The following is a 15,167-nucleotide window of genomic DNA, read 5'->3' as shown; positions in this document are numbered from 1 at the left end:
CGGGCGTCGGTCACTGCAGCAGACGAGACCGCAGGGCGGCACCGAAGTCGCCGTATGGGTAGCCGCTCGGGCACGGGTCGCTGGCCTCGGTCAACCGCGCGACTTCATCGTCATCGAGGGTGAGATCGCGGGCGGCCAGGTTGCTAGCCACCTGTTCGCTGTTGCGGGCGCCGAGCACCACGCAGCTGACACCGGGCCGGGCGGCGACCCAGGCCAGGGCGACGACGGCGGGCGTCACGTTCCTCGTGACGGCGATATCGTGCAGGATCTTCAACACCTCCCAGGTGCGATCCCGCGCGACGTGCGTGCTGTAGAGGGCCGCGACGTAGTTGTCGTGCATCATCCCGCGGTCGAGGTGCTCGCCGAAGCGGGAGCCCTCGGGCCTGGTGTGCGCGGAGTACTTGCCGGTGAGCAACCCGCCGGAGAGCGGAGACCAGGCCAACAAGCCGAGGTCGTTGGCCAGGCCCGCCGCGATGATCTCCCATTCGACCTCGCGGCACAGCAGGCTGTACTGCGCCTGGTACACCACCGGTCCGATCAGGCCGAGCGCCTTCGCCAGGTCGACGGCCTTCTGTAGCTGCCACCCGGTGAAGTTGGACACCCCGATGTACTGGATCTTGCCTTGGCGCACAGCGCTGTCCAGGAAGGTCAGCGTCTCCTCCAACGGCGTCAGCGGATCCCACGCGTGCACCTGGTAGAGCGGTATGGAGTCGACGCCGAGCTTGGTGAGCGAGGTGTCCAGCGCCCGGGTCAGATTGTGTCTGGTGTTGCCCCATTCGTTCATCGCGGCGCTGGTGGTGTATCCGCCGCCCTTGGTCGCGATCAGGACGCGTCCGCGGATCTCGGCGGGTTGCTTGCTGAACCAGCGGCCGACGATCTCCTCGGCCCGCCCGCCGGTGTAGCCGTCCGCGGTGTCCACCAGCAGCCCGCCGGAGTCGACGAAAACATCCAGCGCGCGGCCCGCTTCGGCCTCGTCGGTGGAGTCGCCGAAGGTCGCGGTGCCGAGCGCGAACACCGATGTGCCGACGCCACTGGCTCCGAGTAGTACGTGCTTCATCTATTGCCACCTCGCTGGCCTGTGGTCCCGAGCAAACGTTTTCATCCTCGCCCAAATGTGCCGCACAGTTGAATTGAACTTTCGTACAGGAACGGCCCGAAATGCACAAAGGTTCAATTCCCACCCGGGTTTCGGTGCGGTACTAACGAATTGATGTGCAGCGCACCTTCCACGGGATCCGAGGATGAGAATGTCCGATAAAGTGCCGGAAGTCGACTACGATCACCATTCGGCCGAGTACGCCCGTGATCCATGGGCCGCAAACATTGCCTTGAATCGCCGAACGCCGGTGGCCTACAGCAAGAACCACGGTGGTTTCTGGTTGGTGACCGGCTACCAGCAGGTGTCGCAGGTCGCGCACCAGCCGCAGTTGTTCTCCTCGGCGCACGAACTGCCCAACACACCGGGCCGGCCGCAGGGGACCGTCGTGCCCGCCTCCTCGTTCCGCGGGTTACCGCTCGAGCTCGACCCACCCGAATTCCTGGAGTGGCGTAAGGCGTTGGCCGCCTTCTTCTCGCCGCAGGCGGCACGGCGGCTGCGTCCCCGCATCCAGCAGTTCGCCACGTGGTGTGTGGATCAGCACATCGAGAGCGGCGAGATCGATCTCGTCCTGGATCTGGCGAACCCGGTGCCCGCGCTGGTCACGCTCGACCTCGTCGGGTTGCCGATGGATGACTGGCGGTTGTACGCCGACGTCGTGCACGCGTTGGTCTACACGCCCCCTGGCACACCGGAATTCGCGCGGGTCGAGGCGGGCTTCGCGCAGCTCATCGAGACCGTGCGGGAGCTGATTCCGCAGCGGCGCGCCGACCCCGGTGACGACCTGCTCAGCTTCTTGACCCAGCTCGAGATCGACGGCGCCAAGATCTCCGACGAGGACATCGTCGCGGTGTGCAACGCGGTCATCCCCGGCGGGGTCGACACCACGACGGCGCTGCTGGCCTCCACCCTGGACTATCTGGAGCACAACCGGGCAGCGCGGCAGCGGCTGATCGACGCGCCGGAGTCGATTCCGGCGACGTGCGACGAGTTCCTGCGCTATTACACCCCGGTAATGGGCGTCGGTCGCACCGCGACGGTGGACACCGAACTCGACGGCTGTCCGGTCGGCAAGGGCGAGCGGGTCCTGTTGTCCTGGGCCGCAGCGAATCTCGACGAACAGGTCTTCCCGAACCCCGACGTCATCGACCTGGATCGGGACGCCCGCAAGCAGGCCGCGTTCGGCATCGGCATTCACCGGTGCATCGGACGGCACATCGCCCGAATGGATTTCGAGGTCGTCATCGGTGAGGTGTTGCGGCGGATGCCCGACTACCACATCACCGCGGCCGAGAAGTATCCGACCGTCGGGCAGATCAACGGGTTCGTGCGCATGCCTGCACGTTTCACGCCGGGATCCCGGGTCGGCGCGCAAGTCGCCGGCGTAGCCGCACTACCGACGCTGTCGCACTGACCCGAGACGAGGAGAACCATGAATCAGCAGCAGCGAACGCTGCGCCTCGGCGCCTGTATCGATGGCCCCGGCGGCCACATCGCGGCCTGGCGAGACCCGCAGACCCCCGCGGACGCGCAACTGGACTTCGCGTTCCATCGGCGCAACGCTCAGGCACTCGAACGTGCCGTGTTCGACGCCATTTTCGTCGCGGATGTCGTCGCGCTGTGGGGCACGGATGTGCAGCACCTCAGTCGGACCGCCCGCAACGAACACTTCGAGCCGCTGGCCCTGCTCTCGGCCTACGCCGCGACGACCGAGCGCATCGGCCTGGTCGCGACCGCGACCACCACCTACAACGAACCCTACGATCTGGCAAGGAAATTCGCGTCCCTCGATCACCTCAGCGGTGGCCGGGCGGGCTGGAACGTGGTGACCTCGGCCGCGCCGTGGGAATCGCGCAACTTCGGCTTCCCCGAACACATGGAGCACGATCTGCGCTACGCGCGCGCGGACGAGTTCATCGCGGTGACGAACCGGCTGTGGACCTCGGGCGCCGAGCCGATCGAGCACAGCGGACAGTTCTTCAGCGTCCCCGGTCCGCTCAACGTGGCTCCCTCGCCACAGGGTCGCCCGGTGATCTTCCAGGCGGGTGCGTCGCCGGTCGGCCGCGCGTTCGCGGCCAGGCACGGCGAGGTGATCTTCACTCGGCATACCCGGCTGTCCGACGCCCAGGAGTTCTACGCCGACTTGAAGGCGCGCGCTGCCGGAAACGGCCGCAGCCCCGGCAACATCCAGATCTGGCCCGGACTGCAGCCGATCGTCGCGAGCACGCAGGCCGAGGCCGAGGATCGGCTGCGGCAGTTGCAGGAACTGATGCCCGACATCGTCGCGCTGCGCGCGCTGCAAGCCCAGTTGGGTGAGGTGGACCTGACCGAGTATCCGCTGGACGGCCCCGTGCCGGACCTTCCCGTCACGAACAACTCGCGCAGCACCGCCCAGCGCTGGATCGACCTCGCGCGCCGAGAGAACCTGACCCTGCGCCAGCTGTCGGTGCGCACGGCCGGAGACATCGTCGCGGGCACCCCCGAACAACTCGCCGACCATATGGAGACCATGTTCACTCAGGGCGCGGCGGACGGATTCCTCATCGACTTCCCTTCGCTGCCGAGTTCATTGGACGATTTCGTCGAGCACGTCGTGCCGGAGCTGCGCAGGCGGAAACTGCTGCGCGAGTCTTATGTCGACGGCACGCTACGCGACAATCTCGGCCTCACCGAGTCGGCGCTGGCAGGTACGCGATGACCCTCGTGCTCTTCGCGCAGTTGACCACCGCGGGCAGCGGCGGCGGCGACGGTCGTGCGACCTTCGCCCACGTCTGCGAGTGGGCGCGCGCCGCGCAGCGCGCGGGGATCGACGCCCTGCTCTTCGACGACAGCCAAGAAGTCCAGCCTGCGGGTCAAGGGGCCTTCGAGGCAGGCACCCTTACCGCCGCACTGGCCGCCGCGACGGACGGCATCGGCTTGGTGCCGTCGATCTCGACCGACCACCTCGCGCCGTATCACGTGGCCCGGCTACTCGCAACCATCGACTACCTGAGCGGCGGTCGCGCGGGCTGGGAAATGGCCGCGAACGGAGCGGGGCTGGCCAGGGCCGAGGAGTTCGCCGAGGTCGTCTGCGGTCTGTGGGACAGCTTCGCCGACGACGCGTTCCTGCGCGACCGCGAGTCCGGCGTCTACTTCCGGCCTGAGCGGCTGCGCTCGCTCGACCACAAGGGCGAGCACTTCGATGTGGCGGGGCCGCTGAACATAGCCCGCCCGCCGCAGGGACATCCGGTGCTGGTGCGCCGTGCCGACAGCCCCGAGGCCGCCGCGCTCGCGGGCCGGGTATCCGACATCGCTGTCGTGCCGATCGATCGGGCCGACGAAGTGCGCGAGATCGCGGACGCGGTAATCGAATCGGCGCACGCGGCTGGTCGCCGGCGCGGCGACGTGCTGATCCTGCTGGAGCGCTCGACGGCCACGCCCGTCGAGCACCTGATCCGATTGGCCGGGTCCGGTGTCGTCAACGGCTTCAGTGTGGTTGCCGCGCAGCATGATTCGGCGGAAAGGGCGTATGCCGACATGCTGGAGATCGCCGGCGCCGTGCGCCGCCGCTCACCGGCGGCGTCGGACGCGACATTGCGGGCGCGGCTCGGTTTGCGCCGTCCCCTCGGTACATGGAGCGCGGCGTGAGGACTGCTCGACCACCACAGACAGGAGCTGATCACCGATGAGCGCATATCCGAATCTCCGCGACAAGGTCGCCGTGGTCACCGGCGGAGCTTCCGGGATCGGTAAGGGCATCGCCGAGCAACTTATCGCCGAGGGGATGCAGGTGATCATCGCCGACATCGAGCGCGAGGTACTAGCGCAGACCGCGGCCGAGATCGGTGCGGTCGGCATCCATACCGACGTCAGCGATGTGGACAGCGTGCGGACGCTGGCCAAGGCGGCCATTGATCGGTTCGGCACCGTGCACGTCGTCTGCAACAACGCGGGCGTCGGGCCGATCGGCCGGATCGCCGACCTCACGATCGAGGACTGGCAGTGGATGCTCGGTGTCAATCTCTTCGGCGTCATCCACGGGGTGCAGACCTTTCTGCCGATCTTGCAGGCCAACGCGGACGGCGGCCACATCGTGAACACCGCATCGATTTTCGGGTTGTTCGCCCAGCCGCCGTTGGCGGCCTACGCCGTCAGCAAGTACGGGGTGGTCGCGCTCACCGAGGCGCTGGCCGGCGAGCTCGAGCAGGACGGATCGAAGGTCGGCACGACCGTATTGTGTTCGGCGACCGTGCAAACCAACGTTGCCACCAGTACCCGCAACCGGCCGCAGCGCTACGCGGCCGGGGGATTGAGCGACTTCGAGATGACCGAGGAGGAGTACCGGGCACAGCGCTGGCTGACACCCGACGAGGTCGGCAAGATCGTGGTCGGTGCGGTCAAGCGGGGTGACCTGTACGCCGTCACCCATGCCGAGTGGTACGCCCCGATCGAGCAACGGCACCGGGACATCGCCGCCGCCTTCGACCGGGCCGCCGCATACGGCCCGACGGTCGACTCGGCGAAATAGCACGAGCAAGAGGGCGCGGCTTCCGACTGGAAGCCGCGCCCTCTTGCTATGTGGGTAAAAAATCACCGGGTCGCTGTGGGCAGCGACCCGGTGATCATCGACTGTCAGCCACGAGTGGCGGTGATGAAGAGATAACCGTTTTCCGGCGTGGCCGCCGCGCGGCGCATGAAGCCGGTGAACTCGTCGAGTTCCTGCTCCGTCGCGTGCACCAAGAATTCGGCGCGCTTCTTTTCGACGGCGTCGGCGAGCACGATTCCCGTGCGATTGACCTTGTCGGTGATATCGGTGATCTCGACATCGATGAAACCGTTCGCGGCGAGCTGCTCGCGATACTCCTCGGCGGTGCCGAGCGAGTGGATCTTGTAGGTGGTGCGGATGTGGTCGAGGACGACCTTCCCCTCGGGGCTGACCGGGCCGCGCTCCACGACATCGGCGATCGCCAGTCGTGCGCCGGGGCGCAACACCCGGGCCGCCTCGGCCAGCACCCGACCGCGGTCGGGCATGTGCAGCATCGACTCCAGGGCCCATGCGGCGTCGAAGGAATCGTCGGGGAACGGCATGTTCATCGCGTCGGCCAACCGGAACTCGGCGCGATCGGCGATGCCGAGCTCGGCGACCCGAGCCTGCCCCTGCTCGGCCTGCACCCGGCTGATCGTGATGCCGACGACGGACACGTCCCGCGCGTTGGCCAAGCGCAGCGTCGGATTGCCGTTGCCGCAGCCGATATCGAGCACGCGTTGACCGGGCTGGGCGTTGAGGCCCGCGATCATCAGATCGGTCAGCCGATCGGTCGCCACCTCGATGGGGCTGTCCTCGTCGGTGTCGTTTTCCCAGTAGCCGTAGTGGAGATTGGCGCCCCACAGCTCATCGAGTTTGCCTTCCAGACTGAACTTGTCGGTTCCGTCGTAGAAGCTGGCCACATCGTCGGTGCTGACTGTCATCGGTGACTTCCCGTTCGGTTGCGGATTTTCAGAGGTCTTCTCGAAGTGCCAAGGCGGCATTGGGGCAGAGCCGGACGACCCGGCGCACGGTCTCGACGCGCGCGGGGTCGGGCTCGGGCTCGGCGACGACAACCCGGCCGTCGTCGCCGGAGTCGAAGATGTCGGGGGCCGCGCGTAGGCAGTGCCCCGCGCCGATGCAGCGGTCCTGGTCCGCGATGATGCGCATGCGGCGCTACCAGGTCACCGGGAACTCGTCCAGGCCGAAGATCGCGGCATCGTATTTGAACGAGAGGTCGTCGACCTCCGCGTTCAGCCGCAGCGTGTCGACCCGCCGGAACAGCGTCTCGTAGGCGGTCTCCAGCCAGGCTCGGGCCAGATTCTGGCCGATGCACTGATGGACGCCGTACCCGAAAGCCAGGTGATTGCCGGAGCCGCGATGGATGTCGAACTCGCCGGCCCGGACGAAGGCCCGTTCGTCGTGGTTGGCCGAGGCGCACAGCGCGAACACCGCGTCGCCCGCCCGGATGACCTGATCGCCGACCGCGATATCCCCGACGGCGATGCGGCCGAAGGTCGGCCCGTCCGCGACCGAGTGGTACCGCAGCAGTTCGTCTACCGCGTTCGGCCACAGTGCTGGGTCGGCGCGCAGCTCGGCGAGCTGCGCGGGGTGCCGCAGCAGGGTGAGGGTGCCGAGCATGATCATGTTCGAGGTCGTCTCGTGCGCGGCGATCAGCAGCTGCAAGACCATGCCGACGGCCGCGTTATGGGTGATCTCGCCCGTCGCGACGCGCTGGAGGACCAGTCGGCCGATGAGGTTGTCGCCGGGTTCCCGCTCGGCCCGGGTGATGGCGGCGTCGACGTAGGCGCGCAGCTCCGCGACCGGGGCCAGCATGTCCTCGGACGCCTCGATTTTGCGGGTCCGCACCCGGGACTGGAAGAAACTGTGGTCCTCGTAGGGAACACCGAGCAGCTGACAGATGCCGAGCGAGGCGACCGGCAGCGCGAACGCCTCGGCCAGGTCGGCCGGGGGACCGTCGGCGAGCATGACGTCCAGTAGCTCGTCGATCATCGCCTGCACGCCCGGCCGCAGCGCCTTGATGCGCTTGAAGCTGAATTCGGGGATCAGCATTCGCCGGTAGACGTCGTGCTCGGGCGAGTCCATGTTGAAGAACTCGCCCTCGAACAATTGATAGCGCTCGGCATCCGGGTCCGAGGTCAGCTCGGGAAACCCGGGCCGGGTGATGTCGGTACTGATCAGTGGACTGGCCAGTACCTGCTGCACCTCGGCGTATCGCGTCACCACCCACGCGGGCTGCCCATTGGGTAGCCGCACGCGGGCGAGTGGCCCCGCCTCCCGCAGCTCGGCGTATTCCGCCGCAGGCGCGAACGGACATTGACGTCGCATCGGAAAGCTGCGTATCGCAGCCTGATTCTCGCCGAGCGCCGTCACTGCGCTGTCTCTGGTAACTCTGCAACCGCTGTCGACATATTCGCAGTCTCGCGCACATCGATCTCGCGTTTGAAGTGAACCTTTGTACATTAAACCTTTGTGCGATGGACGAAGGTTCACTTTACGCCGGGCCCACGGCGCGTTTAGAAATAGTTTGTTAATGCCCAGGATTGACGGGAGAATTGGCGTGACCGAGACGAGTAGCCAGACGCGATCGGCCGTGGTCGACCAGCGATATGTCACGCAGTTCCGGGAAGACGGTTTCACGCACATTCCGAATGTGCTCACCCCGGAGGAAGTAGCAACCTACCGGGCGGCGGCGCTGGCGGAGATCGAGCGCAGCGGCGTGGTGGCAGGCATGGGCATGAAGGTCGGTGTGACGGCGGTCCGGATCACCAAAGACGCCTTCCGGAACAACGAGGTGCTGCGCGGCCTGGCCCGTCATCCGCGGGTCGGCGCGATCGCCGAGCAGCTGTCCGGCATCTCGTTGCGGGTATGGGGCGGTGAGACATTGGTGAAGTCGCCGGGCGATGCGGCGCCCACCACCTGGCACGATGATCTGACGCTCGCGCCGTTGGAGGGGCGGTTGCTGCTGAACGCCTGGATCGCCTTGGTCGACGTGCCGGTCGAGCGCGGCTGCATGACTTTCATCCCCGGCTCGCACCGGCGGCCGGAACCCTTCCGCGCTCCGCTGACCGCGGCGCAGGAGAATCCCGAATCCTATTTGTTCGACACCTATCCCGGCCTCACCTGGGATCGGCGCGTCACCGTCCCGCTGCGCGCGGGCGACGCCACGTTCCACCAGTGGCGGACCGGACATACGGCGGGCGGCAACACCTCCGACGCCGACCGTGTCGCATTCATCACCACCTACACCGACGCGGAGGCGACCTACCGGCCGCACCCGGGGCACCAGTGGGCAGACCTGGAGGCCGGGCAGCTGCCGCCCGACGATATCTACCCGCGGGTCGCCGATTTCGCGTGAGCACAACGATTTTCGAGGGAGAGCAGTGCAGCACGCGGTCGTGACCGGGGCGACGAACGGGATCGGCGAGGCGATCGCACGTCGCCTCGCCGGCCCGGACCGGATGGTAACGCTGGTGGGGCGCAGCGACTCTCGGCTCTTGGCGGCTCGCGCCCGGATCGAGGCGGCCGTACCCGGCGCCGAACTCCGCCTGGAGCGGGCCGATCTGGCGGAGCTGGGCCAGGTGCGCGACCTCGCGGACCGGCTCTCGGCCGGGCCACCGCCGGATGTCGTCGTCAGCAACGCCGCCGTGGTGACCTCGGTGGACCGCATGACCTCCGACGGCCTGCCGAGGATGCTGACCATCAATTACCTGGCGCCGTATCTGCTGCTGCGTAGGTTGGCCACGGTGCTGGAGCAGGCCAGATTGATCGTCATCGGCTCCGACCCGGTGCTGCTCGCGCACGAGCCGGTCGATCTGGACGACATCGTCTGCGCCGACACCGAACGTCTCGGCGCGCACACCGGTCTGTGGCCTTATTACGTGTATGCGCGCAGCAAGAACATGAAGACGATGTTCGCCTACGCGCTGGCGCGGCGCTTGGCCGGGACCGGCGTCACGATCAACGTCTGCCACCCCGGCACGATCGCCGGTACGGGCCTGGGCGGGGAAGCGCCTGGGCTCGGCCCGATCATCATGCAGGCCTACAGCGACGGGATTCTGCCCCAGCCCGGCCCGCAACCCGGCGTCGGGGAGTGGGAGCACGGCCGCTCCGATCCCGCGGCGCTGCCCGGCCCCGACGTCGGTGCGCGGATCCCGGTATGGCTGGCCACCTCGCCCGAGGTGGCGGGCGTGTCCGGCCGCTTCTACGTGGACCGCACTCCGGTCGAGACCGCGTCGCACACTACCGACCCGCAGCGCTGCGACCGACTGTGGCGGGAGAGCGCGGCCCTGGTCGGTCTCGCGCCGTGAAACAGGCCGTCGCTCAAGCGGATCGGCCCCACAGCCCCTCGCGCAGTTCGGCCGGCGGGAGCCAGTGTCGTGCAGGGTCGAACGGTTCGAAGTCGGCGGTGATATGCCGGATGAGTCGAGGCAGCGCGGGATGCCGGTTACGTCGGTGCCACAGCATGGAGTGCGGGTAGCCGGGTGTCGGCTCGATGATCGGAATCCGGCTGATGTCGGGATGCCAAGGCACGCGCAATCGTTCGCCAGAGAACATGTAAAGGTCCGATGATTCGGCGATCTCGTCGAGCATGTGGTCCAGGCCGAAGTTCGGACCTCCGGTATCGATGGTCAGCCCGAAGTCAGCGGTGAGATCGTCGTAGTACTGCGCCCATTCGCTGCCCGGCTCGTTGCCGGGCATCCGGGCGACGGAGTGGGCGAGATCGACGAGCCGGACCTGACGCCGGTCGGCGAGGCGGTGCCCGGGGCCGACCAGGATGTGCAGGGGTTCGAGATACGCCGGTATGTGGTCGATCTCGGGGTCGAGCGCGCCGACCACCCGCGCGAACGCGACATCGATCGTGCCGTTGACGAGGGCGGAGCGACCACTGCGCAGCCCGGGGGAGGTCACGATGTCGATCTCCACGTCGGGATGGGTCTCGTGGAACGTCCGAACCAGTTCGGTGGCCGCGAGGCGGGTACCGAGCACGTCCACCCGCAGCGGCCTGCTGCGTCCCCGCAGCGAGGCGGTGGCCTGATCGGCCAGGGCGATGAGAGACCGGGCATGGGGCAGGAACGCGGCGCCGTCCTCGGTCAGGCCGCTGCCGTGCCGTGAGCGCTGGAACAGCGTCGTACCAAGCGCGGCTTCCAGTTTCGCGATTCGCTTGGAGACCGCTTGCTGTGTCAGTCCCAGCTGGTCCGCGGCCTCGCCGAAGTGCTGGTGGTCGGCGATGACGACGAAGGCTCGGACCGCGCCGAGGTCCAGTTCCAACCCTGCTCCTTTCACAACGGCTTGGTGTCGGACGGCCTGGTCGGTTGTTGGACTTGGGCCGTCCGATCGGGTCCAATGGGTAGAACCGGGACGACAGTACAAGAAGAGGTGGGCGCGGCCGAAACTGGTCTCGGCCGGTCGTCGGCGAGGAGGCGCGGATTCTACATTCGGCTGGAATGGACTGCCACTGTGGTCGAGGAACGGTACCTCGACGGCTGCAGTACACCTGTTCAGGGCTCTCGCATGGGTGAGAGATGTTGGTGGATAACAACTTCGGAGTCGCGGGCTTCGCAGCGGTCATAGAGATTCAATGACCATGTGGCGCAACATATTCAGGTCGGTGGATGTCGAGGAGTCATGGTGTTCGAGCATGAAGCCTGTTGGGGCAGAAGCCTTGTCGGCGATCCGCTCTTCCAGTTGGAACAACCTTCGATACTCGATTAGTATCGCCGTTAGGTAGGATGTTTCCGGTGTGATCGACAGCGAGCAAGGGGGTCCACGAGTCGGGAGTCGAGGACGGCTAATTGTATATTTCTGCGGGCACATTGAATTTCTGCTGCCACTGAGCACTTTGTAGAGCCTCTGTTGGGGTCAGCTGTCACCGCAGGAGAAATGATAGCGCGTTTCTCTTGGATAACGCGGAAGTCGGGGCGGGTAGATGAACCCGCGGCAGCCAGGGGAGAGTTTTGATGTCTGAAGAGCTCGAGCAGGAAACACTGGTTCGGGAAGATTGTTCGATCGAGGTCGCTCCTCCGACATGGCACGATGAGACTGCGCGTGCGGCACTACTGTCGTCTCGGGAGATCCAAGTATTCCGGCTACTCGGAAACGGCAGGTCCAACCGAGCCATCGCCGGTCAGTTACAGATCACCGAACGCACGGTGAAGGCGCATGTAGCGCGCATCATGGCGAAGGTGGGCGTCGAATCGAGACTGCAGGCGGGCTTGGTCTCCTACGCCTATCAGCTCGCTCAACAGGGGCGCGACACCTGCCATGCAGTGGGGCGGCGCTGTGGGTGCGCCTATACGTCGAATATGCCGAGCCATCTCGGATCAGCGGTCTGCTGAACGCGATTCACCGCAGCGCGGTGGTATCCCGTCGGCCGGGCCACCACCGCACCGCGGTGTCATGTCACGCCGACTGCTCGCGTACTTCGGTCGTCGCGTCGGCGACCAGGGCTGCAATGCAGTTCGCATTGCGGAAATTTCGCACATTGACGCTGGATTGTGGTATGTCGCAGCCGAACTCGGTGCGGATGAAGCTGATCAGCTCCATCGTGTTCACCGAGTTGAGGATGCCCCAGTCGAGAAGCGGGGTCACACCGTCCAGATCGCTGGCCGGATCATTATCGAGAAACCGTTCCCGAATGAAGTCCAGCAGTCGGTTGGTCAGTTCGGCCTGTGTCATGTTGTTGTACTCCTTGTGCTTCCGGTGCGGATACCTGCTTGTGCCCGGGGGGCCGCTGCGAGCAGAGCGGCGCGGTCGGTCTTTCCGGTCCGAGTTCGCGGCAGCGACGGCACGAGGTACACCTCGTCCGGGACCATGTAGCGCGGCAGAGTCGCGGCACTGTGCCGCTTGATTTCCAGGACGCTGAGCCGCTGCTCGGGATGCGCCACCACGAATGCGGTGAGACGGCCATCGATACCGGTGCCGCGCACCGCCGCAACGACTTCGGCCACGGCGGGGTGCGCGGCGAGCGCGGCCTCCACCTCACCGAGCTCGACGCGATGGCCGCGGACCTTGAGCAGCTGGTCCCGGCGGCCGAGATAGTCGAAGGAGCCGTCATCGAGCACCCGCACGATGTCGCCCGTGCGGTAGGCGCCGTGCTGCGGCTCCTGTCCCCAGTAGCCCAGCATCACCGTCGGGCCCTCGACGATCAGCTCGCCGTCCTCGCCGCGCTCGGCCACCGTTCCATCGGGCCGCTCGGCCCAGACCTTGTCGCCACAGGTGGCCTGCCCGATCGGCACCGGGCGGTCGCGCAGCAGATCGTCGGCGCTCACCTCGTGACCGGTGCACACATTGGTTTCGGTCGGCCCGTACAGGTTCAGCAGCCGCGCACCGGTCCAGGACCGCAGGTCGCGTACCTGCCCGATGGGGAACGGCTCACCCGCGAAGAGCACGGCGCGCAATGACGGCGGGGCCGGGGTGTCGAGCATTCCACCGTCGCGCATCATCAGGGTGAGCACCGAGGGAACCGAGTACCAGACGGTGATCTGCTGGTCGTGCAAGAACTCGGCGAGTTGTACCGGGGCATAGGCGAGTTCGGCGGGGATCAGATGAACCGAGGCTCCGACGGCGAACGCCGCATAGAGGTCGAGCACGGAGAGGTCGAAGGTCAGTGGTGCATGGTTGGCGAACCTGTCGTTCGGCCCGGCCGCGAGCATGGTGACGGCCCAGTCCACGAAGGCGCGGGCATTGCCGTGGCTGATGCACACCCCCTTCGGCGCACCCGTCGAGCCGGATGTGTAGAGGATGTAGGCCAGCTCGGTGGGGGCGGTGTCGACCGCGGTGTCGATCGTGCCGTCGGGTGCGAGCAACTGGGCCGAAAGATCGAGCCATGCGGCGCCCGTAGGGAGATTCGGGACCGGTGGGCGCGTGCTGCACACCACCGCCGCGCCGCAGTCGCCGGCGAGCGCCGCCACCCGGCTCGGCGGGGTCGCGCCGTCGGCGGGCACATAGGCCGCGCCGAGCCGCAGGGCCGCGAGCATCGCGGCAATGGCGGTGGGGGACTTGTCTTCCCAGACAATCACCCGATCGCCACGACCGACGCCCAGGTGTGCCAGCGCGCGGGCCAGCCCGGCCGTAGTCCGGTCGAGTTCCGCGTAGGTCATCGCACCCAGCGGTCCGGCGACGGCCAGTCGATCCGGATATCGGACAGCCGTGTCGAGGAATCCATCGAGCAGGTTCACAAGCCCATCTCCCGTGCGATGATGTCGCGCTGAATCTCGGTGGTCCCGGAGAACAATCGCGCGGGCACCGAGTCCCGCAGGTATCGCTCGACGTCGCCCGAGACGACGTAGCCCTGCGCACCGAAGATTTGGATGGCGTCGAGACTGTTGGCCACCGCTGCCTCGGATACCGCGACCTTGGACAGCGCGGCAGCGGCGGTCTGCTCTGCGGCACCCTGGTCGATCAGCCAGCAGGCCCGATACATCAGCAGTCGGGCGCTTTCCAGTCGCTGCTTCATCATCGCGATGCGATGCGATACCGCCTGGAATCTGGCGATGGGCTTGCCGAACTGGCGCCTGCGGCGGGCATGCGCGACGCAGCGTTCGAGCTGATCGTCCATCATGCCGATATAGGTGGCGAACAGACAGGCGCGTTCCCAGGTCATGGCGTGGGCGAAGATTGCCGACCCCTGCCCTTCGCCGCCTAGCAGATACTCCTCGGACACGTGGCAGTCCTGGAATCCCACCCGCCCCGCCTGACAGCCTTCCAGCCCCATCTTGCGGATCGGATCGCCGAGTCGGACGCCGGTGTGGCCTGCGGGCACCACGAATGCCGAGATGCCGAGGAATCCGCCGTCCGGGGCCGTGGTCGCGTAAGTGACGAGCACATCGGCGGCGGGCCCGTTGCTGACGAACGATTTCTCCCCGTTGATGACGTAGGAGTCGCCGATGCGGTGTGCGGACACGGAAAGCCGACTGGTATCCGAACCCGCCTCATCTTCGGTAATGGCGTTGGCCGCCACCAGATCTCCGGCGGCGAGGCCGGGCAGCAACTCGCGGCGCAGGCGTTCGGACCCGAAATCTCGAATGGCCACGGCGCCGGCGAGGAGATGAGCGGACACCCCGAAGACGAGTCCGGTATCGGGACAGCCACGACCGAAGGCCGCCAGCGACAGCGCCGTGTCGAACGCGCCGAGACCGCCGCCGCCGTAATCAGCCGGGATGCACAACCCGGTGAGCCCGAGGGCTGCGGCCGTTTTCCACTTGTCCGCCGCAGACACGGCGTCGTCTGCCAGCCGATTCCGCGTCTCGCCGAGGACCGCCTCGTATCGCTCCAGCTGTGCGGCAGTCAGCGCAAAATCCATCTGTGTCCTCGCAACGAATTATCGGAACTGGCGTCCGGAATGGGCTTCGGAAGAACGGCGACAAAGCGGGCGGCCGCGTATTTCGACTCGGGCAGTGGACTTCCGCTGATGTCGACCCCCTTGCAGTCTTGCGCAATGGAGATCTTGTACTCAATTGGACTTTCGGACATGAACCTTCGGTCTAGTGCGTTGGTTCACTTCAATCTGTGGTGTCGAAAGTCTAAAAATAGCGGGAGTGATCC

General features: G+C 66.6%; 15 protein-coding genes. 7 read left to right on the top strand and 8 right to left on the bottom strand.

The window, feature by feature from the left end:
- Nucleotides 1–10: 10 nt before the first annotated feature.
- Entirely contained in the window at nt 11–1,057 is a 1,047-nt protein-coding gene (locus tag DMB37_RS03625; RefSeq protein WP_135231453.1) for an aldo/keto reductase, read from the bottom strand.
- 190 nt (nt 1,058–1,247) lie between these two features.
- Here DMB37_RS03625 and DMB37_RS03620 point away from each other — a divergent pair, with 190 nt between their 5' ends.
- From DMB37_RS03620 to DMB37_RS03605, 4 genes are read left to right on the top strand one after another with little or no spacing between them, the layout of a single operon-like run.
- Entirely contained in the window at nt 1,248–2,510 is a 1,263-nt protein-coding gene (locus tag DMB37_RS03620) for a cytochrome P450 (protein WP_240772226.1), read from the top strand.
- 18 nt (nt 2,511–2,528) lie between these two features.
- Nucleotides 2,529–3,794 (top strand): LLM class flavin-dependent oxidoreductase, encoded by a 1,266-nt coding sequence (locus DMB37_RS03615; protein ID WP_135231451.1) that lies wholly within the window; start codon nt 2,529–2,531, stop codon nt 3,792–3,794.
- Nucleotides 3,791–4,723, top strand: a complete 933-nt coding sequence (locus DMB37_RS03610; protein ID WP_135231450.1) for an LLM class flavin-dependent oxidoreductase — start codon at nt 3,791–3,793, stop codon at nt 4,721–4,723. Before DMB37_RS03615 ends, DMB37_RS03610 begins: the two co-directional genes overlap by 4 nt.
- A gap of 37 nt (nt 4,724–4,760) precedes the next feature.
- Nucleotides 4,761–5,603: an SDR family NAD(P)-dependent oxidoreductase gene (locus DMB37_RS03605; RefSeq protein WP_135231449.1), complete on the top strand. Its 843-nt coding sequence runs from the start codon at nt 4,761–4,763 to the stop codon at nt 5,601–5,603.
- Between the two features lie 104 nt (nt 5,604–5,707).
- On the opposite strand, the gene DMB37_RS03600 is transcribed toward DMB37_RS03605, so the two are convergent.
- Genes DMB37_RS03600 through DMB37_RS03590 form a run of 3 tightly spaced genes read right to left on the bottom strand, consistent with a single transcriptional unit; the run spans nt 5,708 to nt 7,949 of the window.
- Entirely contained in the window at nt 5,708–6,544 is an 837-nt protein-coding gene (locus DMB37_RS03600; protein ID WP_135231448.1) for a cyclopropane-fatty-acyl-phospholipid synthase family protein, read from the bottom strand.
- Between the two features lie 28 nt (nt 6,545–6,572).
- Nucleotides 6,573–6,770: a ferredoxin gene (locus tag DMB37_RS03595; RefSeq protein ID WP_135231447.1), complete on the bottom strand. Its 198-nt coding sequence runs from the start codon at nt 6,768–6,770 to the stop codon at nt 6,573–6,575.
- A 6-nt stretch (nt 6,771–6,776) separates the two neighbouring features.
- On the bottom strand, nt 6,777–7,949 hold the full coding sequence (locus DMB37_RS03590; RefSeq protein ID WP_135231446.1) for a cytochrome P450: 1,173 nt from the start codon (nt 7,947–7,949) through the stop codon (nt 6,777–6,779).
- 232 nt (nt 7,950–8,181) lie between these two features.
- Here DMB37_RS03590 and DMB37_RS03585 point away from each other — a divergent pair, with 232 nt between their 5' ends.
- Nucleotides 8,182–8,979 carry a phytanoyl-CoA dioxygenase family protein gene (locus tag DMB37_RS03585; RefSeq protein ID WP_167768720.1) on the top strand — a complete coding sequence of 266 codons (798 nt, stop codon included), beginning with the start codon at nt 8,182–8,184 and terminating at the stop codon, nt 8,977–8,979.
- A gap of 25 nt (nt 8,980–9,004) precedes the next feature.
- Nucleotides 9,005–9,931, top strand: coding sequence for an SDR family NAD(P)-dependent oxidoreductase (locus DMB37_RS03580; RefSeq protein ID WP_135231444.1), 927 nt, complete (start codon nt 9,005–9,007; stop codon nt 9,929–9,931).
- Nucleotides 9,932–9,944: 13 nt separating this feature from the next.
- Here DMB37_RS03580 and DMB37_RS03575 read toward each other — a convergent pair whose 3' ends face one another.
- A complete protein-coding gene (locus DMB37_RS03575; protein WP_135231443.1) occupies nt 9,945–10,892 on the bottom strand; it encodes a LysR family transcriptional regulator in 948 nt (315 codons plus the stop codon).
- A gap of 689 nt (nt 10,893–11,581) precedes the next feature.
- On the opposite strand from DMB37_RS03575, the gene DMB37_RS03570 reads away from it, so the two are divergent.
- Entirely contained in the window at nt 11,582–11,959 is a 378-nt protein-coding gene (locus tag DMB37_RS03570) for a response regulator transcription factor (RefSeq protein ID WP_135231442.1), read from the top strand.
- A 64-nt stretch (nt 11,960–12,023) separates the two neighbouring features.
- Here the strand turns inward: DMB37_RS03570 and DMB37_RS03565 are convergent, their stop codons facing one another.
- The 3 genes from DMB37_RS03565 to DMB37_RS03555 are packed head-to-tail and all read right to left on the bottom strand — an operon-like array spanning nt 12,024 to nt 14,925.
- On the bottom strand, nt 12,024–12,299 hold the full coding sequence (locus tag DMB37_RS03565; RefSeq protein ID WP_135231441.1) for an acyl carrier protein: 276 nt from the start codon (nt 12,297–12,299) through the stop codon (nt 12,024–12,026).
- On the bottom strand, nt 12,296–13,801 hold the full coding sequence (locus DMB37_RS03560) for an amino acid adenylation domain-containing protein (RefSeq protein ID WP_135231440.1): 1,506 nt from the start codon (nt 13,799–13,801) through the stop codon (nt 12,296–12,298). The genes DMB37_RS03565 and DMB37_RS03560 overlap by 4 nt, the downstream gene beginning before the upstream one ends.
- Complete coding sequence (locus tag DMB37_RS03555; protein WP_135231439.1) at nt 13,798–14,925, bottom strand: acyl-CoA dehydrogenase family protein; 1,128 nt, start codon at nt 14,923–14,925, stop codon at nt 13,798–13,800. The genes DMB37_RS03560 and DMB37_RS03555 overlap by 4 nt, the downstream gene beginning before the upstream one ends.
- Between the last annotated feature and the right edge of the window lie 242 nt (nt 14,926–15,167).

The organism is Nocardia sp. CS682 (assembly GCF_004634405.1).
Taxonomy (GTDB): Bacteria; Actinomycetota; Actinomycetes; order Mycobacteriales; family Mycobacteriaceae; genus Nocardia; species Nocardia ninae.
This window is presented reverse-complemented; position numbering and strand designations above follow the sequence as displayed.

Excerpts from the sequence above, each read along its gene's own strand:
- DMB37_RS03625 (WP_135231453.1), bottom strand. The coding sequence starts at position 1,057 with ATGAAGCACGTACTACTCGGAGCCAGTGGCGTCGGCACATCGGTGTTC.
- DMB37_RS03620 (WP_240772226.1), top strand. The coding sequence starts at position 1,248 with ATGTCCGATAAAGTGCCGGAAGTCGACTACGATCACCATTCGGCCGAG.
- DMB37_RS03615 (WP_135231451.1), top strand. The coding sequence starts at position 2,529 with ATGAATCAGCAGCAGCGAACGCTGCGCCTCGGCGCCTGTATCGATGGC.
- DMB37_RS03610 (WP_135231450.1), top strand. The coding sequence starts at position 3,791 with ATGACCCTCGTGCTCTTCGCGCAGTTGACCACCGCGGGCAGCGGCGGC.
- DMB37_RS03605 (WP_135231449.1), top strand. The coding sequence starts at position 4,761 with ATGAGCGCATATCCGAATCTCCGCGACAAGGTCGCCGTGGTCACCGGC.
- DMB37_RS03600 (WP_135231448.1), bottom strand. The coding sequence starts at position 6,544 with ATGACAGTCAGCACCGACGATGTGGCCAGCTTCTACGACGGAACCGAC.
- DMB37_RS03595 (WP_135231447.1), bottom strand. The coding sequence starts at position 6,770 with ATGCGCATCATCGCGGACCAGGACCGCTGCATCGGCGCGGGGCACTGC.
- DMB37_RS03590 (WP_135231446.1), bottom strand. The coding sequence starts at position 7,949 with ATGCGACGTCAATGTCCGTTCGCGCCTGCGGCGGAATACGCCGAGCTG.
- DMB37_RS03570 (WP_135231442.1), top strand. The coding sequence starts at position 11,582 with ATGTCTGAAGAGCTCGAGCAGGAAACACTGGTTCGGGAAGATTGTTCG.
- DMB37_RS03565 (WP_135231441.1), bottom strand. The coding sequence starts at position 12,299 with ATGACACAGGCCGAACTGACCAACCGACTGCTGGACTTCATTCGGGAA.
- DMB37_RS03555 (WP_135231439.1), bottom strand. The coding sequence starts at position 14,925 with ATGGATTTTGCGCTGACTGCCGCACAGCTGGAGCGATACGAGGCGGTC.